Source organism: Bradyrhizobium sp. USDA 4369, from assembly GCF_054056435.1.
Window position 1 is genome coordinate 1399162 of sequence record NZ_JBSRYH010000001.1, and the last position, 24506, is coordinate 1423667.

The following is a 24506-nucleotide window of genomic DNA, read 5'->3' on the forward strand; positions in this document are numbered from 1 at the left end:
GCTCTTATCTGATCGCGGCGCGGATCTTGTCCTTGAGCGGCGTCCCATCCGGTTCCGCGCCGAGCGCAAGCTTGAGCTGCTCATTGGCCTGCGCAGCACGTCCCATCGCGAGATAGCCCTGCGCCAGATGATAGCGCGCTGCCGAGAAGCTCGGCACGCGGGCGATGACACTTTCGAGAAGCTTGACGGCCTCGGCCGTGTTGCCGCGCTTCACCTGCGCCCAGGCATAGGTGTCCTGGAACTGCGGCAGATCCGAGCTCTTGAGCCGCTCGGCCAGCTGCACGGCGCGGTCGAGGCTCACTTTGTCGGTGCGCTCGTCAAGCAACAGGCTGGCCAGATTGTTGACCGCGAGCAGCGCATTCGGGTCGTCCTTCAGCACGGCCTCGTAAGCCGCGATCGCCCCGTCATTGTCGCCGCGCGCGAGCGACAGGCTCGCTTGGCTCAGCCGTAGGTTCAAATTGTCGGGGTTCTCCTTGAGCCCTTCCTTCAGGATGCTGGCCGCCTCGTTGAAGCTCTTCTCGTTGGCGTAGAGCTCGGAGAGAGAGCGATATGCGGCCTCGTTCTTGGGCTGCTGCGTGATGACCCGCTTGAAGATCGTCTTGGCTTCGTCGGTTCTGCCTTTGGCCGACTGCGTCTGTCCCATCAGCAGGAGGAGTGCCGACTCATCCGGACGGCGCTTGAGCATGTCGGTGAGCAGAGCCTCTGCCTTTTCCGGCCGGCCGGAGCGCAGATAGGCGGCGACCAGCAGGGTGGCCGGGCGAACGGCGTCAGGCGACGCAGCATGGGCCTCTTCGAGCGAGGCCACGCTCGCCTCGAGCTTGTTCTGGCCGGCCAGAGCCGCAGCTCGCACCTGATCGGCGATTCCGGCGCTGTCCTCTGCGCCACGAATGACATCGGCAACCGCCAGGGCCCCGGTCCAGTTCTTGCGGGCGATGCGAACCTGCGCCAACGCCTGGAGCAAGGGCAGGCTGCGCGGGTTCCGCGCGATCGACTCCAGCAAGACGGTTTCGGCCTGAGCGAGGTCCGGCACGCCCTGGAGAAAGGCCGCATAGGGAAGCACGAAAGGCGGTGCGAAGTTCGAGAACTTCGCCGCATCGGCATATTGGCGTGCAGCAAGCTCGGCCTTTCCACTGCGCTCAAAGGCGGCGCCGAACATCAACAGCAACTCGGGCGATTTGGGCTCGTTGTTGAGAGCCTCCCGCAGATCGGCGATGGCTCCATCCACCTGCCCCGCATCGAGTCGCATGGCGGCGCGCAATTTGAGCGCGCCGGTGTTCCGCCGGTCCTTCTCCAGCACTTCGGAAACCAGCTTGTTGGCCATATCCGTGTTGCCGCGCCTGATATAGACCTGAGCAAGCCTGTTCTTGGCCGCAAGGGCGCGATCCGGGGCAGCGCTCTTGACGACGGATTCGAGCAGGCTCGTCGCTTGATCCAGATTGCCCTGCAGATAATCGAGATCAGCCAGGGACATCTGATACGGGAAGACATCGCCGCCAGCCTTGATGCGGCTTTCCAGCTGCTCCTGCGCCGCCGCCGGACTGCGGAAGCTGGCCAGGAAGCGCACCAGCCGAAGATTGGTGGCGACATCGGCCGAGCTATCGGCCGCCGCGGTGCGCAGCTCCTTTTCCGCCTCGTCGAGCCTGCGCTGCTCGACATACAGGTTGACAAGCTGCTCACGGAATTCGGGTTTGAAGTCGACCAGCTTCTTCAACGTGGCTTCGGTCTGCACAAGATCGCGCTTCCTGCCATAGATGGCCACCTTCAGGGCAAGAACGCGCGGATCGTCTTGTGAGGCAGATGGCAGCTGGCTGATCATCTGCAGGGCTGCATCGACGTCGCCCCGCGCAACCTGAGCGCTGGCGAGCACCATCAGCGCGTCGAAATTGCCGGGCTCAAGGCGAATCGTCTGCTCCGCGTCGCGCACCGCCCCAGCCAGATCGCCGGCCTTGAACAGGACTGCCGCGCGCAGGGCGTGATAGTCGGCGCGCCCCTTGTCCTCGGGGGTGGCGGCATCCAGCAGCTTCAGAGCAGCGTCGTTGCCGTTGTTGGCGAATAGGATCTTGGCCAAACGGAGGCGAGCGTCGAAGTCCTTCGGATCGAGCTCGACGATGCGGCGAAGCACCTGGAACAGCGCTCCCGTATCCTTGAGCCGCTCATCGATGCCGGCGAGAGCGCGGAGCGCGTCCAGCCTGTTGCTGTTGAACTTGAGGGAGGTCGAGAGCGCGACGCGCGCGTTCAGATCGTCGTTCTTCTCGAGCAGCGCCATGCCGCGTTCATAATAGTCCTGCGACCGCTTCTCAGGCGACCCGCATCCGGCCAGCATCGTGATGAGCGCGGCCGCGACGATGCGACCGAGATACCGCTTGCTACCTACGCAGACCATGGAACAACCCTCTGGCCGAAACAAACGACGTTACTGAAATACCTGAAAGTTGGCCGGCGATGCGACTTGATCGTCGTCCTCTCGCCGCGAGAGACGGGCCTTCGCTACTGCATGGCGCGCGTCGGAGTCCAGCAGAAAACCGAAGCCGTTCAGCCGGAAGGCGCGGCGGATTCGCCATGAGCTGTTCGCGAAGACCAGCCGGCCGTCCTTCTGCAACATCGATTTCCGCACCATCAGGAGCAGGCCCAGAAAGCGCGCGTCGATCGACCGCAGCCGGGCACAATCGATCGTCAGCTCGTTGCTTTGCCCGATCGCCGCGCGGAGCAGCGGCACCGCCTCTTTGACCGTCTCCGCGACGCCGTGGCCGGTCAGCTCGATCGCATGTGCGCGATCGCCGATCTGGCGCATCGATGCGGTCAAGCCGGATTGGTCCTTTGCCCGCAACCTCCGCAACACGAGCGCCAGGGCGAGTGGCAGAACGCGGGACACCATCAGGCGCATCAGAACGCCGCCATCGTGCAGATAGCGCCGCCAGAGATACGGCTCCTCCTTGATGCGCCACAGCCACTCGAAGCCGGATTTGCGCACGAACAGAGGCGCGCGCTTGAGAAGCCCGGCCTGGAAGTTGATCGCAGCGCCCAGATGGGAGCGGACGGGTATCCGCAAACGATCGTGGTTGGCGAGCAGCCAGGACTGTCCCTTCTGCGCTCCCAGCGAAGCGACCAGAAACCGAGCCCCCGAGGCGTTGACGGATTCCATGATCGCGTCGCTGCTCATGTCGTCGACCGAGCCGAAGCCTGGAAACAACGATCCGACACAGGACACCGCACTGGACTGGCTGTTCAGCACGCGCCCGGCGGTCTCCGCCACACCCTGCGGGCCACCGAACAAGAACACCTTCACCGATCCCTGCGGCCCAAGCTTCAGCCGGTCGAAAATATCGGATCCCGCGACGCGCCCCTTGATCGGAATGCCGATCAGGCGCGAGATCCAGACGATCGGCACCCCATCCACGGGACACAGATCGCTCATCAGAAGCGACTCGCGAAACGCCGGGTCCGTCTGTGCGGTCACGAGGAAGTTCAAGTTCGGCGTGGAGATGAGATACGGCTCGTCGCCCTGCAGAGCAGCACCGATGCGATTGGCCACCTCATCGAGCCCGACCGCGTCGATCGGGATTCCCAGGACCCCGTAGACGTCGCGAGCCAGATCGTCCGAAGAGACGGAGCCGTCGAATTGTGATGCTGAAGGCCCGGCCTGCAAAGGAACTGCTTTCTATTGGTTGAAAATATCGTCGGGACCAAACGACAGCGAGCACGGCCGGTCAAGCAAAATACAATACGCAGCGCCTTCAAAAAGCCAAAATTGGACCACGTCTCCGTTCAGCAATGCGCGCCCGGTTCTGCTTTGCAGAACTCATTCCTCACCGCGTCCGCGCTTGGTTCTGACCCATGTTTTGTCCGCGGCGAAGGCCTGGGCATATATCCCGACCTTGGCTGCGAGATAAGGCCAGATCGCGCGGACGCCGCTCGCGGTGATGAGGTCGCGGCCGCGCGCATTCCAGGCCAGCAGCAATGCCGCGACGAGCACCGTCATGGTTCCCAGGCCGAGGAGGAACGCAGCGCTGCCCGCGCCCAGCAAGGCGGCGGCACCGTTGACCAGCGTGACTACGAGGGTGAGCAGGCCGAGAAGCACGATGGGCGGCACCGCCGCATCGAGGCTCAAGGCCAACAGATCGCGATTGCGCTGAACCAGGGCTCCGCCCATGAGCGGGCAGAGCCGCCTGATCAGGATCGCGAGATGACCATGCTCCCAGCGTTGCCGCTGCGACCGAGCGGCCGCTGCGGTCAGGGGAAACACGCTGCGCACCTGCGCGGCCGGACAGAACAGCGGCGCCTGGCCGGCCGCGGCGAGCAACAGCCCGAGTTCGAGATCCTCGGTCAGATGGCCCGATGCGATGTTGACGCTTGCAAGCGCGCGGCGCGGAAAGGCCATGCCGCTTCCCATCAGCTGACAAGGCAGGCCGAGGGCGCGCAGACCGCGCGGGCGCAGATCGTTCTTGATGCGCCAGGCGAACTCGGCAATCTGATGATTGACCGCCGCACCCGGCGGGGCCGACATCAGATACATGCCCTGGATTGGCCGCTGCGTCGCGCCGCAGACGCGGGCCAGCACGTCGATGGCCCCGTCGTCGACACGACAATCCGCATCGATGATGATAACAATCTCCGGATCATCGGCGGCCAGGCTGCGAAGGCCAAAGTCGAGCGCAAACCCTTTGCCGCGGTGCTGCGCGTCGTTCCGCCGAATGACCTCGGCGCCGCTGGCGAGCGCGACCTCCGCGGTGTCGTCGCTGCAATTATCCGCCACGACGAGCAGGCGATCGCCTGAACCGACCTGCGACCGGATATCGCTGATGGTCGGAACGATGCCGTGGCTCTCGTTATGAGCAGGGATCAGCACGACGACGCGGGGGCGCGCTCCTTTCCTCGTCGCGCCCCCCTTCTTCTCGAAGTGAGCGGCGACGATTTCAACGAACAGCACGAGAACGGCCCACGCCAGTGCAACGGACAACAGCTGGAATGGAATGAAAACCCAACTCATCCTTCGATCCGAAAAAACATCCACGAGCCGACCGGGTGATCCGACGTGAAAATCACGGCACCGGCCGCGCTCGCCGCAATCGGCCTGTCGAGGCCGATCACGGCTTGTCGGGACGACGACCAGCCGCTAAGCCAGATCGCTGTTCTTAGAGCATGATCCGGAAAAGTGGAAACCGGTTCTCCGAAACCTCATGCTCGAGCAAAGGGATAGGATCATGATGCGGCTTCCGCCGATCGCAGCATGATCGAGCATAGGAGCTGGGATCATTTGAGCGGCCATGACAGATCCGCCATTGCCGACTGGTCACGCGAGCGGCCGCAGAGATTCTGGGATCCCGGCCGGAAGTTGCTGCTCGCGCTGCGCCGGTATCAATATTGGCAGGCGCGCGGCGGGCTGTTCGCAGCGATCTTCTGCAAGTTTCTGGTTCTTCGCCACCGCTTCTGGAGCGTCGTCACCGGAGCCGACATCCCTCTCAATTGCAATATTGGCGGCGGCCTCCTGATCCCCCATCCAAATGGCATCGTGATCCATCCGAGCGCCCAGATCGGCGTAAACTGTTTATTGTTTCAGCAGGTTACGGTTGGCTCGGTGGAAGACGGCCGCGGGCTGCCGAGGATCGGCGATCATGTCGACATCGGTGCCGGGGCCAAGATCCTGGGTCCCGTGAGCATTGGCTCGCATGCCCGGATCGGGGCCAATGCGGTCATCACCAGGGATGTCGACGCCGGTTCCACGGCTTTCGGCGTCAACCAGAGCAAACAATCTCAGGGCGGGCGTGAACCGTGAACGCCGTCTCGAACACCAATTCAATTGCGAGCGAAGCCACGTTGCCGATTTGCGACATCAGCGTCGTTCTGGTCAATTACAACACGGAACATCTATTGGAGCGCGTCTTTGCCGCGCTGTTTGCCGCGCGACAGTCGCTCACGATGCAGACCATCGTCATCGACAATGCCTCGCGAGACAATTCGGTGGCGCTGCTTCGGAGCCGATATCCGGACGTCGAGCTGATCGCCAATGCGAACAATGTCGGCTTCGGACGCGCCAACAACCAGGCCCTGCCGCGCATCCGCGGACGCTACGTCCTGCTGCTCAATACGGATGCTTTCGTTGCCGAGGACACGCTGACGAAGACGCTCGCTTATATGGACGGTCAGCTCAAGTGCGGCGTTCTCGGCGTTCGCCTCGTCGGCGAGAGCGGGACGCTGCAGCCGTCCTGCCGTTACTTCCCGACGCCGCTGAATGTCTTTGCCGCAGAGAACGGACTGGGACGGTTGTTCCCGGCCGTGCAGATGGTCGACGATATGAGCTGGGATCATGCCGGGACGCGCGCCTGCGACTGGGTCCCAGGCTGCTTCTATCTGATACGAAAATCGGCTATCGACCAGGTTGGCCTCTTCGATCCGCGGTTCTTCGTCTATTATGAGGAGGTCGATCACTGCCGCCGGATCCGGCAAGCAGGTTGGCAGGTCACCTATTTCGGTGATGCGACGGTCGTTCATATCGGCGGCGAGAGCGCAAAGGCGGATGACCGGCTGACCGCCGCAGGACGGCAGATTGCGCGACTGCAGGTCGAAAGCGAAATGTTGTATTTCCGCAAGCACCATGGGCTGACAGGATTGCTCGCCTCCCTCGCTCTGACCTGCTGCGGTGCCGGTCTGGACCTTCTCAAGGATCTCCTACGTCCCCACAAGGATCGTCCACGACATGCTCAGCTGCAGAAACTGAAGCTTGCTCTTTCCCTGCTCGGTCCGACGGGCTGGGCGACGAGACCAACGCGGTAGGCGCGCAGAGACGATCCTTGCATGTTCGACAATATCAGACACGACCTGCAGGTCTATGACCATGATTGGGGCGCCCAAGGATTCTGGGCGATGCTGGTCTATCGCTTCGGCCGATGGCGCTACCGGGTCCGTCCTGCCCTGCTGCGCAAGTTCTTCTCGGCGCTCTACAAGCTGTGCTTCAAGCTGATCCAGATCCTCACCGGCATCGAGCTGCCTTGCGAAGCTGAGATCGGCCGCAACTTCGTGATCGATCATTTCGGCGGCATCATCGTCAGCGGCTACACGCGCATCGGCGACAATTGCCGGATCAGGAACGGCGTCACCATCGGTCTCCGCCGCGTCGAGGAGAAAGTCGCGCCGGTGATCGGCGACAACGTCGACATCGGCGCTGGCGCCAAGCTGCTGGGGCCGATTCGCATCGGCAACAACGTCGTCATCGGCGCCAATGCCGTCGTGATCACCGACGTCCCGGACGACTCGATCGCCGTCGGCGTGCCCGCCATCATCAAGCCGCGCCGAACGCAGTCCGCCTCAGATGACTGACCCAGCCCCTCGCGCGTTCGGCGTCGTCGCGATCGGCCGCAATGAAGGTGAGCGGCTGAAACGCTGCCTGACCTCCATCCATGGCGCCGCCCGGATCGTCTATGTCGATTCGGGCTCGACGGACGGCTCCGTGGCCTGGGCCGAGCAGGCCGGCATCCACGTCGTCGCGCTCGACATGAGCCTGCCGTTCACGGCAGCGCGCGCCCGCAATGCCGGGATGCGGCGATTGCGCCAGCTTGCACCCGAGATCGATTTCGTTCAGTTCGTCGATGGCGACTGCGAGCTGCAGCATGACTGGCCGGCCGCCGCGATCACCTATCTCGTCGAACATCCGCAGGTCTGCGCCACCTTCGGCCGCCGCCGCGAGCGCTTTCCGGAGCGTTCGATCTACAATCTGATCTGCGACCGCGAATGGGATACGCCGGTGGGCGAGGCCAAAGCCTGCGGCGGCGACGTGATGATGCGGGTCGACGCGCTGGAGGCCGCGGGCGGCTATCGGGACGATCTGATTGCCGGCGAGGAGCCCGAGCTCTGTGTCCGGCTGCGCGCCTTGGGTTGGAAGATCTGGCGCCTTGATCATGACATGACGCTGCACGACGCGGCCATGCATCACTTCTCGCAATGGTGGCGACGGCAGGCCCGCAGCGGCTACGCGTTTGCCCAAGGCACCCATTTGCACGGCAGAACCGACGAGCGGCACTGGGTCTGGGAATCGCGCAGAGCCTTGCTCTGGGCGATTCTGATTCCGTCGGCCGTCCTGGCCGGACTCCTGCTGACCGGTCCCTTGGCGCTGCTGTTGCTGCTGATCTACCCTGCGCAGATCCTTCGTCGCAGCCGCAGAATGTCGGGCCCCTGGCGCACCCGCTTGCAACTTGCCTTCTTCGAGCAGCTATCGCGCTTTCCTGAAGCCTGGGGGCAGCTCCTGTTCTTTCGCAACCGGCTCCTGGGCCGTCACGGGCGGCTGATCGAGTACAAGTGACATGCGCATCGCCTATCTGGTGAACCAATATCCGAAGGTCAGTCACAGCTTCATTCGCCGTGAAATCCTGGCCCTGGAGCGCGAGGGCCTGGAGGTCACGCGAATCTCCATTCGCGGCTGGGACAATGACCTGGTGGATGAGGCGGATCTCGCCGAGCGCGCGAGGACGCGTTACGTCCTGCAGGAGGGCGCCGTCGCGATCGCGATGGCCACGGCCCTAGCAGCGGTCACGCGGCCGCGCGCCTTCGCGCGGGGCTTGCTGCTCGCCTTACGCATGGCCCGGCGGGCCGAACGGTCCCTGCCCTATCACCTGATGTATCTGGCCGAGGCCTGCCTGATCCTGCGCTGGCTGCGCCAGGCCGGCGTCGCGCATGTTCATGCCCATTTCGGCACCAACTCCGCAGAGGTGGCGATGCTGGTGCACGCGCTTGGCGGCCCGCCCTTCAGCTTCACGCTGCACGGGCCCGAGGAGTTCGACAAGGCACCGCTGTTGGGGCTTGCGGCGAAGATTCGCCACGCCGCCTTTGTCGTCGCGATCAGCTCATTCGGCCGCAGCCAATTGCTGCGCCTGGTCGAGCACGCGCATTGGAGCAAGATCCAGGTGGTCCGCTGCGGCCTGGAGCAGATCGACTTCGAGATGCGCTCCGATATTGACGACAGCCGGGACCTCGTCTGTGTGGGCCGGCTGTGCGAGCAGAAAGGACAGCTGATCCTGATCGAGGCCGCGCGGCGGCTGGCCGAGGCGAATGTCGACTTCACGCTGACGCTGGTGGGCGACGGCGAGCTCCGCGACGAGATCGCTGCGCTGATCGACAAGCATGGGCTTGCCGACCGCATCCGCATCACCGGCTGGGCCACCTCGGCGGAGGTGCGATCCCACCTTCTGCGCGGGCGCGCGCTGGTGCTGCCGAGCTTTGCGGAGGGGCTGCCGGTCGTGATCATGGAGGCGATGGCGCTGCGCCGTCCGGTCATCTCGACCTATGTCGCAGGGATTCCCGAGCTTGTCAGGGACCGGGAGCACGGCTGGCTGGTTCCGGCCGGCGATGCTGAAGCGCTCGCTGCGGCGATACGCCGCTGCCTCGACAGCACCCCGGCAGAGCTCCAGTCCATGGGACGAGCGGCCTACGCCCGCGTCCGCGCGCAACACCAGATCGAGACCTCGGCGCAGCAGCTCAAACGGCTGTTCGAAGCCGGCGCAAGCGATGTGCGTTCTTCCCAAGCCAGCTGATGCCGCGTAACAGGTTCCCGCCGCTCCCAACGACGATGTGGGTCACGGAGAATTCCGCCGGCAGCGGTGGACAGCTGCCGCGCGGGCTTCGATGATCGAGCATGGGGACCGAGATCCTGGCAGATATGGACGCATGAGCTTGCGATTCACAATCGTTCAATATGCCGGAGATTATCGGGAGGCGTTCGAGCGCCTGTCGGCGGGCGGCAAGGAAACCTATTACGCGCAGCGTCATTCGGTGGATTTCGTCGGATCTCTGGCCAGGAAGCTGGAGCAGGTCGCGGTGATTTGCGCCGTGAGCGACAGCCCTTACGATGTGGTCCTGGCCAATGGCGTTCGTGCCGTCGGCGCAGGCTTGCGTCCGGGCTTCGATCCGGCCGCACTGCTGCCGTTCGTCGCCAGGACCGAGCCGAACCGCCTGTCGATCAATTCGCCCCTGGCGCCGGTGCTGCGATGGGCCAGGCGGAACCGGATCCGAACGATCGTGCCGCTGGCAGATTCCTTCAACTTGGGCGGTCTGCGCGCGGCGATCCGCCATCGCCTGCTGGCCCGTCAGCTCAACGACCCGCTGATCGAGTGGGTCGGCAATCATGGCATCAGCGCCTGCCTGTCGCTAGCGGGCATCGGTGTGCGTGCCGACAAGATCGTGCCGTGGGACTGGCCTCCGGCGCATCGACCGGCCGATTATCCGTCGCGCAGCCTGACGGGTGACGGTCCCCGCAAGGTCTTCTATGTCGGCAGCCTGTCGCAGGCGAAGGGTGTCGGCGATCTCCTGGCTGCAACGGCCAGACTTCGCAGCCAGGGCTATCCGGTGTCGCTGACGCTGGCGGGGCGCGACGCCGACGGCAGCATGGCCGCGCTGGCCCGCGCATTGGCGATCCAGGACGCCGTCACCTTCCTTGGCGTCGTCGCCAATGAGGACGTTCCGCAGCTGATGCGGGAGGCCGATCTCGTCGTCATTCCGTCGCGGCACGATTATCCGGAAGGGCTGCCGCTGACGATCTACGAAGCGCTGTCCGCCCGCACGCCGATCGTCGCTTCGGATCATCCGATGTTTCGCAACGCGCTGACCGACGGCGAGAGTGCGGTGATCTTCCGGGCACGAGACGTGAACCAATTGGCCGCGGCGATTGTCAAAGTCTTGGACGATCCCGCGCTCTACCAAGCGCTCTCGGCAAGCTCGGAGGACGCGTGGAACCGAATTCAACTGCCGGTCACCATGGGTGCTTTTGTCGCAGCCTGGTTGGAGGATACAGTTCCTGCGCGACAGTGGCTCTCAAGTCACAGCTTGAACTCGGGGCACTATGGTGCCGCAATCGAGAAAGCTGTGCCGCGGAGTTGAAACATCTCGCCTTGGACAAGCATCGCTTGCTATTGTTCAGCGATTACTCCGTTTCGCCAGCCTTCCAAATGTCTAGTTAGATGATATCGAACGCAAGCCTGCAATTACTCAAGTATCGGCGTCATGCGAAGCGTCTGTTTGCCGGTCCTGGTACGTTGGAAGCCGCAGCCTATCGGCGCGAGATCATTGCTCCCGAAGAGCAGGCGAGTTTCCTTCCATTGCTCTGTCTCGATGGTCAGATCGAGCGGATCACCGGCGCGCCCGCGGAATCGACACTCGCGCAGGAGCTCGAGACTGCGACGCGATCGAGCGGTGTCCATGCGCCGACCATTGCCTATCATCTGAAGGACGTCGCCCTGGTCGACGGCTCGGTCTATTCCGGCACGATGCGCTTCTTCGTGCGTGAGCTGAAATATGATGGGCAGGTCAAGCCCGTCGAGATCGAGCAGGCAGCCCTGGTCTCGTCCTATTACGGCGTGAAATATTTCGGCCATTGGCTGCGTGACGATTGCACGCTGCACCTGCTGGCCGAAGATCTCGGTCTCCCTCCGCTCTGCCTGCCGGGGCCGACCGGGCTGCATGTCGAGCACTACAAGGCGCTGTTCAACCAGAGCTGCGCGCCGACGTTCCGGGCGCGGATCAGGCATCTGACGATCTTCAGCGACTATCATCACAACCGCCTGCGTCGCGAGCGCTACGAACGCCTCCGCGCGGTGGTCGGAGCGCGCTTTCCGCACAAGGGCCGTCGCACATTGGTCTACCTGAAGCGCGGCCAGGACGGAGCGCGGCGCTGGATCGAGAACGAAGCAGAGATCATCGACGGTCTCACGCGCAGCGGCTTCGTCGTTCTCGACACGGCGACGACGCCGTTCGACGCGATGCTGGAGGCGCTGGTCGATGCGCGCATGGTTGTCTCGCTCGAGGGCAGCCATATTGCACATTGTGTCTATGCGATGCCGTCCAGCAGCGGCCTGTTAGTGCTGCAGCCGCCGGACCGGTTTTCGGCCAATCAACGGCAATGGAGCGCGTGCCTCGGGATCAGGTCGGCCATGGTCGTGGGCATGCGGGGGCAGCAGGTCGGCGGCTATCGCTTTGATCTGAGCGAGATCCAACAGACCATCGATCTGCTTGACAGGGCGCTGGCGTGACCGCGCCCGGCTTCGACTGAGGGTCGGGCAATGACCGGCCGTCCCGACCCGCAGGGTGACGCCAACGCATTGACGCGGCCGGGCGGCGCGACCCGGCTCGCCTTCTTCATCCTTTGCCACAAGGCGCCGCATCAGGTCATCCGGCTGATCGAGCGCCTGCGCGACGATCGCAATGTCTTCGTGGTTCATGTCGACAAGCGGGCGGCGGTCGAGGTCTATCAGGAGCTGCAGGCGCTGTCCGAGCGGCTGCCCAGCCAGGTGTTTCTCTGCACCGAGCGCCACCGCTGCTATTGGGGCCGGTTCGGCATCGTCGCGGCGACCTTGAGCTGCATGCGCGAGGCGATCACGAGAAAGCTGGCGTTCGACCGCGCCTTCCTGCTGTCCGGCCAGGACTATCCGATCAAGTCGCAGGACGAGATCCGCGCGCAGCTCGATGCGCATCCGAACGCCGAGTTCATCGAATCCTTTGCCGCCGACGCGCCCAATCGGTGGACCGCGGCGCAGGGCGAGCACAACGCCCTCAACCGCGTGCTCTATTGGACATTGTCGTTCCGCAGCCGGCACATCCAGATCAAATGGCGCCGGCGCTTTCCGCTCGGCTTTCGGCCCCATGGCGGCTCGATGTGGTGGTGCCTGACCAGGGATTGCGTCGCCTATATCGACAGCTTCGTGGGGCAGAACCCCGCTTATGTCCGCTATTTCAAGACCGTCTTCATTCCCGACGAATCGTTCTTCCAGAGCCTGCTGTCGAACTCGCCGTTCCGCGACCGGATCGTCAGCGACGATCTGCGCTATGCCGATTGGGAGCGTCCGAATCCGCTCTATCCGCGCACCCTGGACATGGACGATGCCGAGCGCCTGCGGGCTTCGCCAAAACTGTTCGCCCGCAAATTTGACGAGCGCAGCCTGGCGCTCCTCGATCTGATCGACCGCGAGATCGCGCTCAGCCCATGAGCTCGTAATAGCCGAGCCGCCGCAGCCAGCTCCGCCGCGCCTTCAGCATCCGGAACTGCCAGGGCTGCAGCTCCTCGAACGGCAGCAGCGGCGCCGGATGTGTGGCGGTGTCGTTGCGGTCGAGCAGGCCGTGTTGATGGGCGTCGACCAGCCACCATTTGGCCTCGCCGCCGGCGTGAAAGCATTTGATCCCGGAGAACCGCTCCCGCTGCAGCACCGCCGCGCCGGACACGCCGAGGCGGCGCAGCAGGCGCTTATATTGCGTGCGGTGCCAGCAGACCCATTGGCCGGGATCGAGATAGCCGCCGCCGATCTTCATCGCGATGGCGGCCCAGACGATGGATTCGATATGCATGTGGCGCGGCAGGCTCGGCGCCTCGAGCGTCGCGATCAGCCAGTTCAGCCAGTCCAGATCGACCGGCTGCCGCCATTGCGCGACACCGATATCGGTGTGATGCGCCAGCGCAACGCCGGCCGCGATCGCGGATGTCACGACCTCGTCGGGCAGCAGGCAGGACGGCCGCTGCCACATCAGCATCACGCCGCGCGCGATCGTCGGCTCGAAGCTGAAGCGATTGGGAAAATACAGATCGGGATCGAGCACGACCATCTCCTCCCCCGCTTCGCTCAGCAGCAGGGGATCGGTGATCTTGCGCCAGCAGGGATGGCCATGGCGGAACCCCCGCAGCGCCGGACGGCGGCCGAACCGCGCCTCCTCCAGCTCGGCGAGATCGGCCTCGCCATGAACCGCGATCGCCCGCAATTGCGGCGCGGGACCCGCGCGCAAGCGCTCGAGCTCGTCCTGGAGCTGACGCACATCGTCCGGCCCATCGGTGATCAGCGTCAGCGTGAACGGCTCCACGCAATTGCGCAACAGGCTGCGCAGCGCCAGCCGCGCATAAGGCAGCGACCGCGGCGACAACACCATGAACAGCCGGCGGGGCGTCTGCGCCCCATCTTCGGGCAATCCCTTGAGGTCGCGCATCAGCCAAATCCCGAGAGCCCGCGCGTCGCCACGGCCTGGAGCGGCGACTGAAACTTCAGGCTGTCCAGGGCCTGGAGCTCCCGCTTCAATAGCTCCGGCTCTGGCAGCTGGAGATGCTTGTAGATGTCGCTGATGCGGTACCGCCAATCATGACGGCGGCACATCTCGGTGACGTTGCGGGCGCGTGTGTCGGCAATGAAACCCGGATCCTCCAACAGTTCGGTGATCAACGCGACCGCGCGCGCGGGATCGTCCGGGACTTCGATTGTCGCATTCGACCAGGGAAACATCTCGTCGGCCATCACGCCGACCGGCCGTTTGCCGACGACAACGCAACCGGTGCCGAGCGATTCCAGCCAGCGGCTCGTCACGAAACCTGCATCGCGCGGCCGGTCCCCGATCGGGTCCACCAGCATGTGAAACGCCAGGGAGATCTTCGCGCGCTGCAGCAGCTTCAGCAGCATCGGCCGCTCGGTATAGACGCCTTGTCCGGTGTGGACGCCGAGCGGCGAGTGGAGATACAGCACCGTCGAGCGATCGGTATGAAATTCGGCCTGGAAGCGCTGATGATAGCTGTCCGGCTGACGGCCAAAGCCGATCACGTCGATGCTGCGCGCCGCATCGGTGTTGGCCCAGCGCAGGCAATCGAAGCCCTGGCGCAACACGGAACTGGAGACGCCGAATTTCCGGCGCAGCAGCTCTGCTCCCTCTTCGCTGGTCGAGAACACGTGATCATATTGCCCGGCCCAACGGCCATAGGCCTCCAGGAAATAGGAGTCGATCACATAGCCGACGATCTGCCGAAAGCGCTTCCGTGCATCTGGAAGGGCGCGCACCATGCGCAGATCGCTAGGGTTGCGTGCCACGACGAGCAGCAGATCGCCGGTGCTCGCATCGTCCAACCGCAGAAACGGCCCGAACAGGCGGCTCTTGGTCCGCCCCACGACGGTACGGATCGAGCGATGCTCGGCACAGAGGATGTGTCCGTCACTGAACCGCGCGAACAGATCCTCGAATTCGTCGATCGCAACCCAGCCGGCGAACGGCGGTTTACGACGAGAAATCAGCACCGTTCCAGCTTTGTTTCCCGCTCCGCTCACCATGGCAGCTCAATAGCTGCAGCGCCCTGATCAGGTCAATTGTGCTTCTCGATCGCCCCGCGAGATCAGCGCGCGCCGGCCCGGCGAGGACGGCCAGAGCGGCCGCGCGACTGCAGCTCGGACGATTTGACTTTTAGATTGACCTTGCGAATAAGGACGCTCCCGCCCGCGGCCTGCAGCACAGATCGCGAGCACGGGTCCAATGCATCCGGTACCAGGCAGGCGTGACGGCCGCTCGATGTCCCAAGAAGCGTCCCGCGACCGCGCCAGAGTCTGTTCATGACCCAGCCCTCCCGTTCGCTCAAGCGGCGCATCCTGAACGCCAGCGCATGGACGGTCGCCGGCTATGGCAGCGCGCTGGTGCTCCGGCTTCTCGGCAATCTGATCATCGCCCGGCTCCTGGCGCCCGAGGCATTCGGAATCATGGCGGTGGCCACATCGATCCAGCTGGTGATCGCATTGACCGGCGATATCGGCCTGCGGCAGGCGGTGATCCGCAGCCCGAACATCCGCGAGCCCCGGTTCCTCCACACCGCATGGACCGTGCAGATCCTGCGCGGCCTGTCGATCTGGATCTTCTGCGTGATCGCGGCGGCGGGCCTGTCAACGCTCGATCGTCTCGGAGTCATCACTGAGAACTCCGTCTATGGCAACAAGGTGCTTCCCGCGATCGTCGCCGTGACCTCCTTCTCGATCGTCATCGACAGCCTTCAATCGATGAGAGTGATGACGATGGGACGCGATTTGTCGCTCGCACGGCTGACGATCATAGATCTCGGGCAAATGCTCGTCGGCCTCAGCGTGTCCGTCGTACTTGCCTGGTTTACCGGCTCCGTCTGGTGTTTCGTCGCCAGTTCCATTGCGGGCTCAATCGTCAATACGGCAGCGGGCCATCTGTGGTTGAAGGGGGCCCCTGATCGGATCGCCTGGGACCGAGCTGCTTTGAATGAGCTGATGCAGTTCGGGAAATGGGCTTCGATCTCATCCTTTGTCGGCATCATCGCCTCCCAGGGAAATCGGCTGCTGCTCGGGATCTGGCTCACGCCAACGAATCTCGGGCTGTTCTCGATCGCATCGAATCTCTCCTCTGTTGTCGATGGCATTGGTGGACGACTCTTCGGGGCAGTCTCTCTGCCCGCTCTCAGCGAGATCGTGCACGAACAGCCGCATCGCCTGCGTGAAGTGTTCTATCGCATGCGGTGGGGCGCAGATGCCGCCTACATTGCCAGCGCCGGCTTCCTGTTCGCCTCGGGCAACTCCATCGTCGAGCTGCTCTACGATCCGCGCTACGCAGAGGCGGGTCCAATGCTGCAGCTTCTCTCGTTCTATCTGTTGTTCTCGAGGTACGGCATCGTCCAGGACGTCTACATCGCGCTTGGAAAGGCGAATTATCTCACGGCGATCAACATCACGAAATTGATCTCCTTATTCGTCGTCGTACCGCTTCTCTACTATTTCTATGGACAGACCGGCGCCATCATTGGCGCGGGGCTCTATCTGATATCGATTGTGCCGCTGATCTTCTGGCTAAATCGTTCTTATGCGCTGAATAACTTCCGGTTCGAAATCCTGATCTTGGGCCTCTGGCCGATCGGATGGGGGGCGGGACTGCTTGCCAATGTGGCCATAGACATCCTCAAGCCCTGAGAAAGGGATCGATATCGCTGCTTTGACGAATCGCAGCCCTTATCACGAACTCTCCGACTCCGAGCTGCCAGGCTTCCTTCGTCCAGGAGGAGAAAACGGCATTCATTACGGGCGCACCGCAACCAATTCATGGAGAAACCCGCCGAATTGGACCGCGACCTGCTCCTCGGTACACGACTTCGCCGCGAATAGACGTCCGCGCTCCGCAAGCCGACCACAAAACTCTCGATCATCCCAAAGACGCCTTATCGCTGCGGCAAGTGCAGCAGGCGATTTTGGTTCGACTAGAAGAGCATTCTCGCCATCGAACACATAGTCACGCACTCCCCGGGAGTCGGTCACCACCATCGCCTTGCCGAGATGCATCGCGGCGACCAGCGTCACATGACCGCAAGGAACCTGCGCATCACTCAACGGAAGGGCCATAAATCTCGCGTGATAAAGAATGTTCATCGCCTCTCCAAAGTCGACATTGCAATGGACAGACACGTTCTGCGGGACGTTCAACCCGGTGAGGTTCTCCGGCCTCACCACGAGCACGAAACGGACATCGGGCAATGCGCGCGCCGCTTCGATCAATGTCGGGTAATCGCGCGCGTTACCGCCGATTGCCGCCACGTAGTCGCCCGCCTCTACGGGGTCGTCCGGAGAGGCAACGGCCGGCGGCCGAACACTCCAATGCAAGAACTCGAAACGTTCGATGGGAAGGTGAAATGCCGCTGCATAGACTTCTCTTTCGACCTGAGAGAACACAACGAAGCGCGGCACCCGCGCCAGCGCAAATCTGAACACAACGAGCTTCAACCGCCCGGGCAGAGCAACAAAATTGAAGCTGTGGGCGAGGATAGGGACGCGCACGCCAAGCAGCCGCGCGAACAATGCACACCACGCGGCCAAGGTCGGCCCATGCGTGACCAGCACCGCCCCCTTGTTTCGGCGTGCGAGTCTGACGGACTTCAGAGCCGCCGAGAGACGCCCCAGATTAATAAACTGTTGCAGGCCCCTTCCGAAACGAGACTTACAGGCAACAAATTCCCAGGTCAGGCCAGGAAAGTACGGCGCGACCCAGCGCCACGTAGGGCTGTCAATCTCGGAGCAGCAAATCACCACTTTTTCTGTCACATGCCTGCCTGGATCAGAGCCAATCGGCCTCCGTCACATCTATCTAAGCCGGAACTGTAGAGAACTCAAACGGCCAGCTTAGATCTGCGCTCGATACGATCTAGATGCCCGTTCACGCTGGGCCAGCTGATAAGCTGCATCATCCGCTTCTTTCTAGCTTGATAGATGAGCGCCGGTAGAGTGGATCGGGGCTAAGCCTTCTAAGGCCCTCAAGTACCGGCCTCTCAAACCAGCGCGCAAGAACGTAAGCGACAGCAAGAGACAATAGGACTGCACCAGCCAATCGCCAGGGCCATGAAGGATCTACTCCAAGCCTTTTGAATACACCTGACATAGCAAAATAGATGGTGAGATGGACGAGGTAGAGCGGATAGGAAACGGCACCGAACCACAGGCTCGTGGCAGGTGCGTTGATCGACATAAAGAGCTGTGACCATTTTTGATGAAAAACAGCAATAGCCATGCCGAGGAAGAAACAAAGGTTCAGTGGACTAGCCAGCGTCTGCAATGGAGGCCGAGACAGGTCTTGCTCCCACCCATAAGTCACAAAATAGTCCAAGATGATTGCAAACCAACAACCAAAGAGTAGCGCCCCTGTTCTTCGGTTGAGAATAGCCACCAAGAAGAGACCGTAGAAAAGAAGTTCGTGCCTCAATGTCCAGGCCACGCTCACATAGAGCTGTCCACCAGGAAGCAACAAGGCCTCGTGAACGATCCAGCCCAAGCCCATCTCGGCGATACCTGCCCTATTGCCCACGAAAAGGTGCAAGCCTAGATCAATTGTGAATACGAGCCAGTATGTTGGGAAGATCCGAACAACTCGTCGCCATGCATAATTAGCGGCCATGTCCGGCCGACCAAGATCCCGCCCATGGATGTGGAGGATGATGAATCCGCTTAAAACGAAAAAAAACGCGACTGCAGACGTGCCGAGGGACACGATGAAAGGAAAATATTGCGACGGCACGCCCGCCAGAGATCCATGGCTGATTACGACTAGCAGCGCAGCAAAACCTCGCGCCAGCTCTAGCCAGCCCATTTTTACGCGAGCGGGAACAGCCATTGGTCAAACCATGAAACAAGTACCGTTAATAACTTCGGGTTGCAACGATGATGCCTAATTGAAAGTGGGACAGTACAAGCGCTCTCGGTCGAGAGCAAGAGATCTCGCAGTCATGACCGTTGTAGCGCGGCCTGTTCCCGAGCATTTTGTATGAACGACAGAAAAGCCCTTATAGCCATCAAGACTGCAGCGCGCAGATTGATGCTCACCCTGTTTCCAAGCACGAATCCCGAACGGTACGCACGAGAATTCCTCGGCCAGGAGCCACGTCAGATCTTTTCCGAGATCTACCGCAAGAAGCTGTGGGGCGGGCGATTTTCCATGGGACCTTGCTCTGGGAGCGGCAGCCGCGATCCAACCGTGGTCGCGCCATATGTCGAAGCAGTGAGCGGTTTCCTCAGCAAGCTCGGCGGACCTTCCGTCGTCGACGTCGGCTGCGGTGATTTTCACGTCGGCAGCCGGCTTGTGACGTGCGCCGGACGCTATATCGGTTGCGACGTCGTCGACTTCGTTATCGCCCAGAACCGGCGCAAGCATCCCGGCGTCGAATTCGTCGTGTGCGATGCGGTCACCGACGACTTGCCGCGGGGCGACGTCGTGCTGGTGAGACAGGTGCTCCAGCATCTCAACAACCGGCAGGTGGCACAGATACTGCCGAAGCTCTGCAACTATCGGTACGCAATCATCACCGAGCATATTCCCGGCTTTTCCGATTTCATCCCTAATCTCGACAAGGCCGCCGGACCGGATCACCGAGTCAATTTCGGATCTGGCCTGGTCTTGACGGAGCCTCCCTTCAATCTCAAGGCCGACAGCATCCGCATTCTCTGCGAGGTGAGTGAGTTTGGCGGCATCATCAAGACGACGCTTTACGACCGCCCGACACTGTGATCCGTCTTCTGCGGTTGGCGCAACCGGGAAGCGGCACCGCCTCAACCTCCCCTGTTGAACTCGTGGATGGCGTCGTAGCTCGAATAATGCTCGGCGCCGTAGCCGCGCGGGAACAGACCCCATTGCGATCGCTCATAGCCGTATTGCGCACCTGCTGCCTCGCGGCCCGGATGGGCAGCAACCACGTCGGCAAATCCCTGCTTGTAAAGCGCCTTATATTGCGGACTGAATTTGTAACGATAGATCATAGCGACGATCTGCGACGCCATTTCAGTGGCGTCGTCCCGACCGCTAACCGTGTAGGCCGAGACGTTCCAACCCAGCGACTTGATCCTCGCGGTAAGCCCCGGAACGTCGGTGACAGGATCATTGGTGCCATTGTTGATGTTGCCGACCCCGAATTGTGGCCCGCCTTCATAATGAATCACTGCCATCTTGCGCGACCGGCCGGCATCGAATGATGCGGCGATCTGCTCAAGCTGAGGATAGACCTTCGTCTTGTAATGCTCAAAGGTAATGCCGCCCGCGCCTGGCGAGCTTCGTTTCACGGCCCCATAGATCTGAGCCGACAGAGCGGTATAGGCCACGTCGACATTACCGGCGGCATGATCTTTCGCCGCCTGCAGCAGCGGTGCATTTTCAAACGCCGCTCCCTTGATGTAGTTCACGTCGCCCGCAATCCAAGGCGATCCCCAATATGGCGCAACGCCGATGGCATCACAAATATCGATCGGCCGATTTGGCGCTGCGTTGTAGGACGGAGCGGGCCCGCCACCAAGCCCGCCATGCGCGGCATAGATGCGGTTCGCGGCAGCGTCCAGACTACCGCCCTTGAACTGGAACATGTTGGTGTTGCCAAGATCCCAGGTCGCCGACTGATTGAAGAGATAAAGCTGAGCGCGCGGCCGTTTTGCCGTCCACGCGGCGATAGTGAGATCGCCATACTGCTTCGTTCGCAGTGCGGTGATGCTGTAGTTCGGATTATTACTCCCGGATGCGAACCCCAGGCAGAAGCCCTTCGACATCGCCCTTCCCCAGGGCGATTGGCCGAAGTTCCACATCTCGTTGCCGACCTCCGTGCCGAACTTCACGTCCGGCTTGAGATTGTCCCGGAAGTAGTTGGTGACGTCGGTGATGAACTGCGCGTTGGTATTGATCGGCCAGTTGATCCAACAGCCCGCACCGGTGGCGTTGCATAACTCCACCATGTATTCGAATGGAATGGATTGCAGCATGCCGCCAGGACGCCAGATCCAGCCGTCGAGCAAATAGCTGTAGATGAAGGTCCCGGTGGCACCGCCTTCGCCGACAGTCGCCGACACAGCGCCGGTGCTGCGCAGCGACAACGACAGGCCCTCTCCGGCCCAGGTGTCGGCCTGCTGAATGTCCAAGGTGTTGGGCGGCAGACCGAAGGGGAACGCAGAGATGCCGGCCTGCTTCAATATCGTATCGTTGTTGATGGCCTGATTGAGACTCGCGCATAGCACCTGCAGCGACTTGTCGGTCCCGATCCGGCTCTCGTAAGACAATGTATATGAGCCTCCCGGAAGATCGGCGCGATTGAAGGTCAGGGACAATATCTCCGCATTCGATATATTTCCGGCGAAGCGCATGCGAATTCGATTCTGACCAGCCGCGAAGGCGTAGGGATCGAGTCGACCGATGCGGCAAAACGTGCCCGCGGGGCCTGACAGGTAGTCGATAGACAGTGCGCCCATGTGAGGGGTAATCGGAAAGAAGCTCAAGTCTCCGGAATTCCAGACCGCGACCTTGCCGGTGAGTATCGGATCGGCAGCGAAGAGATCCATAAGATTGGCTTTGATGCCGGCGAAACTCGAATCCTGGTAGCGCCTGCGGGATCCGACAATATAGGATGCATCATACGGCTTACCGCCATTGAGCCATGGCGCGGAAAACCTGAACTCGAGTTTGCTGCCCGGCGCAGGAGTCGCGCCCGACAATCTCAGTATTCGACACTGCGCACCGAATCCGTAAATGTACTTCGCCCCGCGGCCATCGACATTCAACGTCGGATTGATACCTTTGTTGGGGAGATCGAGAACTCCCTGAACGACCTCGTTGTCCCGGTACGGCCCCGCACTCGGCCCCGATCGGCTGACACACGTATAGGCATCTTCGGGACCCCGCTTGATGCTACCGACCCAATAATCCGGTACGAACCTTCCTCCGGGCCCAGGATAGAACAAGCTCGCCGCCGGGACGCGCCGCGCGAACTCGCTCTCATAGCTGGCCTGTACCCCGGTGAGATCCATGAATCGCAGCCAGGATGGCCGCAAATGTCGCATCTGCTCGATCAGGAGCGGATCGACGAGCGCCCCGGAATCGACCAGCGTCTCGTTCTCGGCCTTGCAGAACACGAGATTGCTGAATCCCGAAAACGTGCCCTGGGCCAGGATGTAGACGGCGATGTTGGTCGCCTGCCAGATCGCTTCACCGCCCGGCCCGCGATAGGGATCGTTCGGATTCCAGGCCGCCGGCTCGCCCGTGAGCGCATTGGCGACCAGATCCACCGTATTCGGATCGACCCGCACGGATTTCCAGATGCCGGCCGCAGCGGCTTGGCCGCGCCCCGCCAGCGCCTGCACCTTGATCACCGGACTTGCGGAATTGGCGAAACCCGGCTTGAAAGTCAGGCGCACGCGCCGCCCGCCGGCACCATTGTCGACCGGCGATGGCGACATGTTCAGAATATTGGCGCCGAAGGTCAGCACCACCCGCGGATTGGTCTTGTCGAGGATCGTGGTGTTGTAGTTCGTCTCCCCGGTATTGCCGTTGACGCCGACGATGTTCTGCCCGCCGCTGCGGATCAGCGCGCCAGGCGAGAACTGCATCGAACCGCGCCCACGAAACTTCCAGACGAAATCGCCGAAGTATCCCTCCGGCATCGACGGGTTGGCCCCCATGTTTGTCGCGGGCGTCTTTATAGGATAGCCGTTGGCGTCTTGATTGCCGGGATCGCTGTTGAACACGAAATGTTTGGCGAAATTGGCATAGCCTGCGATCGTGTTGATTACGATGCGACGTCCAGCCTCAGGATCTGCGGCTGAGACAACGGACGGGACCAACTCGGCGAACGCGAGGGCACCCGCCCCTGACAACAACTGACGGCGATCCAGCATGGCGCAACTAATCCCTATCGAAATCGACTACAGTCAAATCTGATCTGCGGCCGGGGTCAACCGACCGGACGATTGCGAGGACGTACAGGAATATGAGTGCCCCGATCACGGCTCCGATCCGGCATGTCAGGGAAGGCGACCGGTCCAGGCGGCTCTGCCATCACAGGCAATTCAACAGGCGGCGCCACTTGCGGCTGGCGCTGTCGCACCTTGGCCGCACAGGCCTCGGAGGCTCCGAGCAGCGTTCCGACCAGCAGCCACGACCACGGACTGAGCGTCGAGTTCGGCAGCAGTTCGACGACGTTCACGGCGGTCAGCAGCGACAGACCCGCCAGCAGCACGGCATCTCGAAACGAAGCGGCCTTGCGCAGCGCGCGCAGAGCGAAGAACACCGGCGCGCTGAGCAGCCCGAATTCGGCGATGAAGCCGATCAGCCCGAACTGCCCCAGCGTGATGATCCAGCGACCATCGGTGACACTGGCATCACCCGCGAGTCCTTCCCAGGTCTCCAAATGGATGCGGTTTCGCCCGAACCGGCCCCACCCGAACACAAGTCGATCACCGGCGTGCTGAAGCAGTTGCTCTTCCTGGTCGAACCGGAACTTCAGCGAATAGGCACGATCCTGATTGATGCTCGACGCGACATCGAACAGCATATTGGTCGGGAACACGCCCGCAATCCGCATCGCCGGATAGGTCAGGGCCAGCGCGACCAGGATAACGGCCACCTTGGCCTGCAGGCGCGGCTGCGTCCATCGCACCAGGGGCACCAGCACGGCCCCGTAGACGAGGGCGGCGCCGGATTTGCACAGCACCAGGACGATTCCGAGATAGAAGGTGACGGCGCCCGCTGGCGCGGAGCGCACCACCACCACCTTGGCCCGCCACAGCACGGCCGCCGCGACCGTCACGCTCATCGCGAAGAAGCCCGCGATCAGGCCGTGCCCCATGAACACCATTGGCCGGAAGCTGCCGCCTTCGCGGATCTGCTGGATGAAGTCGCTCGGATAGTAGCCGTAGAACCAGAAATGCAGCTGCGGGCTCATGCGGATCTCGAACAGCAGCAGCAGCGAATAGCCGAGCCCAGCTATGACCAGCGCCACGAACACCGCCTGCACATCCTCCATCCGCCGCAGGAACTCGCGGCCGATCAGGAACGGGATCAGCGCGATGAACTGCGCCAACGCGGCGGAGAGGCCGTCATACAGGCCGACGCCGGGAATGACCGAGCGGCCGACATAGATCGGATCGCTGTTCAGCAGCGAGGTCACCACCGGGCTGAACAGGAAGACGATCATCAAGCCTTCGACCAGACCGAAGCTGCGCCACAGCCTGACGGCACGGTTCGTCGCCAACATGCAGCCGGCGAACGCGCACAGGCTCGGAATCGAGAACTTGTCGAATTGCGGGATCATCGGGATCTTGAAGAACGTCCCGACCGGGAGCAGCAGCTGCGCTCCCAGCATCGTCCACAACGTCGCCTGGACCAGCGGCCGCGTGGCATAGAGCACGATCGCAACGACCGGCCAGGCCAACAGCGCGACATAGGCGAATGAATTCGGCATTGCGACGTTCGCCTGGCCCCAGGAAAGA

At 62.3% G+C, this 24506-nt stretch carries 19 protein-coding genes; 10 read left to right on the plus strand and 9 right to left on the minus strand.

Annotation, left to right across the window (positions count from 1 at the left end; genetic code table 11):
- Positions 1-4: 4 nt before the first annotated feature.
- The 3 genes from ACVIJ6_RS06425 to ACVIJ6_RS06435 form a co-directional block, all read right to left on the minus strand.
- Positions 5-2383: a tetratricopeptide repeat protein gene (locus ACVIJ6_RS06425; RefSeq protein ID WP_456771988.1), complete on the minus strand. Its 2379-nt coding sequence runs from the start codon at positions 2381-2383 to the stop codon at positions 5-7.
- 30 nt (positions 2384-2413) lie between these two features.
- Positions 2414-3532, minus strand: a complete 1119-nt coding sequence (locus ACVIJ6_RS06430) for a WecB/TagA/CpsF family glycosyltransferase (RefSeq protein ID WP_456771989.1) — start codon at positions 3530-3532, stop codon at positions 2414-2416.
- Positions 3533-3799: 267 nt separating this feature from the next.
- Positions 3800-4987: a glycosyltransferase family 2 protein gene (locus ACVIJ6_RS06435; protein WP_456771990.1), complete on the minus strand. Its 1188-nt coding sequence runs from the start codon at positions 4985-4987 to the stop codon at positions 3800-3802.
- Positions 4988-5227: 240 nt separating this feature from the next.
- Here ACVIJ6_RS06435 and ACVIJ6_RS06440 point away from each other — a divergent pair, with 240 nt between their 5' ends.
- From ACVIJ6_RS06440 to ACVIJ6_RS06475, 8 genes are all read left to right on the plus strand, one after another.
- The gene (locus ACVIJ6_RS06440; RefSeq protein ID WP_456771991.1) at positions 5228-5773 is read left to right on the plus strand and encodes a serine acetyltransferase; all 546 of its coding nucleotides are present in this window, start codon (positions 5228-5230) and stop codon (positions 5771-5773) included.
- Entirely contained in the window at positions 5770-6771 is a 1002-nt protein-coding gene (locus ACVIJ6_RS06445; protein ID WP_456771992.1) for a glycosyltransferase family 2 protein, read from the plus strand. Before ACVIJ6_RS06440 ends, ACVIJ6_RS06445 begins: the two co-directional genes overlap by 4 nt.
- Before the next feature lie 21 nt (positions 6772-6792).
- Entirely contained in the window at positions 6793-7314 is a 522-nt protein-coding gene (locus ACVIJ6_RS06450; protein WP_456771993.1) for a serine O-acetyltransferase, read from the plus strand.
- On the plus strand, positions 7307-8293 hold the full coding sequence (locus ACVIJ6_RS06455) for a glycosyltransferase (RefSeq protein WP_456771994.1): 987 nt from the start codon (positions 7307-7309) through the stop codon (positions 8291-8293). The genes ACVIJ6_RS06450 and ACVIJ6_RS06455 overlap by 8 nt, the downstream gene beginning before the upstream one ends.
- A 1-nt stretch (position 8294) precedes the next feature.
- Complete coding sequence (locus ACVIJ6_RS06460; protein ID WP_456771995.1) at positions 8295-9521, plus strand: glycosyltransferase; 1227 nt, start codon at positions 8295-8297, stop codon at positions 9519-9521.
- Positions 9522-9654: 133 nt separating this feature from the next.
- Positions 9655-10863: a glycosyltransferase family 4 protein gene (locus tag ACVIJ6_RS06465; protein WP_456771996.1), complete on the plus strand. Its 1209-nt coding sequence runs from the start codon at positions 9655-9657 to the stop codon at positions 10861-10863.
- A gap of 80 nt (positions 10864-10943) precedes the next feature.
- Entirely contained in the window at positions 10944-12011 is a 1068-nt protein-coding gene (locus ACVIJ6_RS06470) for a glycosyltransferase family 61 protein (protein WP_456771997.1), read from the plus strand.
- 30 nt (positions 12012-12041) lie between these two features.
- Positions 12042-12965: a beta-1,6-N-acetylglucosaminyltransferase gene (locus ACVIJ6_RS06475; protein WP_456771998.1), complete on the plus strand. Its 924-nt coding sequence runs from the start codon at positions 12042-12044 to the stop codon at positions 12963-12965.
- Here ACVIJ6_RS06475 and ACVIJ6_RS06480 read toward each other — a convergent pair.
- Both ACVIJ6_RS06480 and ACVIJ6_RS06485 read right to left on the minus strand, forming a co-directional pair.
- Complete coding sequence (locus tag ACVIJ6_RS06480) at positions 12955-13950, minus strand: hypothetical protein (protein ID WP_456771999.1); 996 nt, start codon at positions 13948-13950, stop codon at positions 12955-12957. The genes ACVIJ6_RS06475 and ACVIJ6_RS06480 overlap by 11 nt on opposite strands.
- Complete coding sequence (locus ACVIJ6_RS06485) at positions 13950-15020, minus strand: glycosyltransferase family protein (protein ID WP_456772000.1); 1071 nt, start codon at positions 15018-15020, stop codon at positions 13950-13952. The genes ACVIJ6_RS06480 and ACVIJ6_RS06485 overlap by 1 nt, the downstream gene beginning before the upstream one ends.
- A 309-nt stretch (positions 15021-15329) precedes the next feature.
- On the opposite strand from ACVIJ6_RS06485, the gene ACVIJ6_RS06490 reads away from it, so the two are divergent.
- Positions 15330-16697 carry an oligosaccharide flippase family protein gene (locus ACVIJ6_RS06490; RefSeq protein ID WP_456772001.1) on the plus strand — a complete coding sequence of 456 codons (1368 nt, stop codon included), beginning with the start codon at positions 15330-15332 and terminating at the stop codon, positions 16695-16697.
- Positions 16698-16802: 105 nt separating this feature from the next.
- On the opposite strand, the gene ACVIJ6_RS06495 is transcribed toward ACVIJ6_RS06490, so the two are convergent.
- The gene (locus ACVIJ6_RS06495) at positions 16803-17819 is read right to left on the minus strand and encodes a glycosyltransferase family 4 protein (RefSeq protein WP_456772002.1); all 1017 of its coding nucleotides are present in this window, start codon (positions 17817-17819) and stop codon (positions 16803-16805) included.
- 139 nt (positions 17820-17958) lie between these two features.
- Positions 17959-18882: an acyltransferase family protein gene (locus ACVIJ6_RS06500; RefSeq protein WP_456772003.1), complete on the minus strand. Its 924-nt coding sequence runs from the start codon at positions 18880-18882 to the stop codon at positions 17959-17961.
- A 150-nt stretch (positions 18883-19032) separates the two neighbouring features.
- On the opposite strand from ACVIJ6_RS06500, the gene ACVIJ6_RS06505 reads away from it, so the two are divergent.
- The gene (locus ACVIJ6_RS06505; protein WP_456772004.1) at positions 19033-19773 is read left to right on the plus strand and encodes a class I SAM-dependent methyltransferase; all 741 of its coding nucleotides are present in this window, start codon (positions 19033-19035) and stop codon (positions 19771-19773) included.
- Between the two features lie 41 nt (positions 19774-19814).
- Here ACVIJ6_RS06505 and ACVIJ6_RS06510 read toward each other — a convergent pair whose 3' ends face one another.
- Together ACVIJ6_RS06510 and ACVIJ6_RS06515 are read right to left on the minus strand one after the other, a co-directional pair.
- Positions 19815-22913: a hypothetical protein gene (locus ACVIJ6_RS06510; RefSeq protein WP_456772005.1), complete on the minus strand. Its 3099-nt coding sequence runs from the start codon at positions 22911-22913 to the stop codon at positions 19815-19817.
- A 56-nt stretch (positions 22914-22969) separates the two neighbouring features.
- Complete coding sequence (locus tag ACVIJ6_RS06515) at positions 22970-24478, minus strand: hypothetical protein (RefSeq protein WP_456772006.1); 1509 nt, start codon at positions 24476-24478, stop codon at positions 22970-22972.
- Positions 24479-24506: the final 28 nt, after the last annotated feature.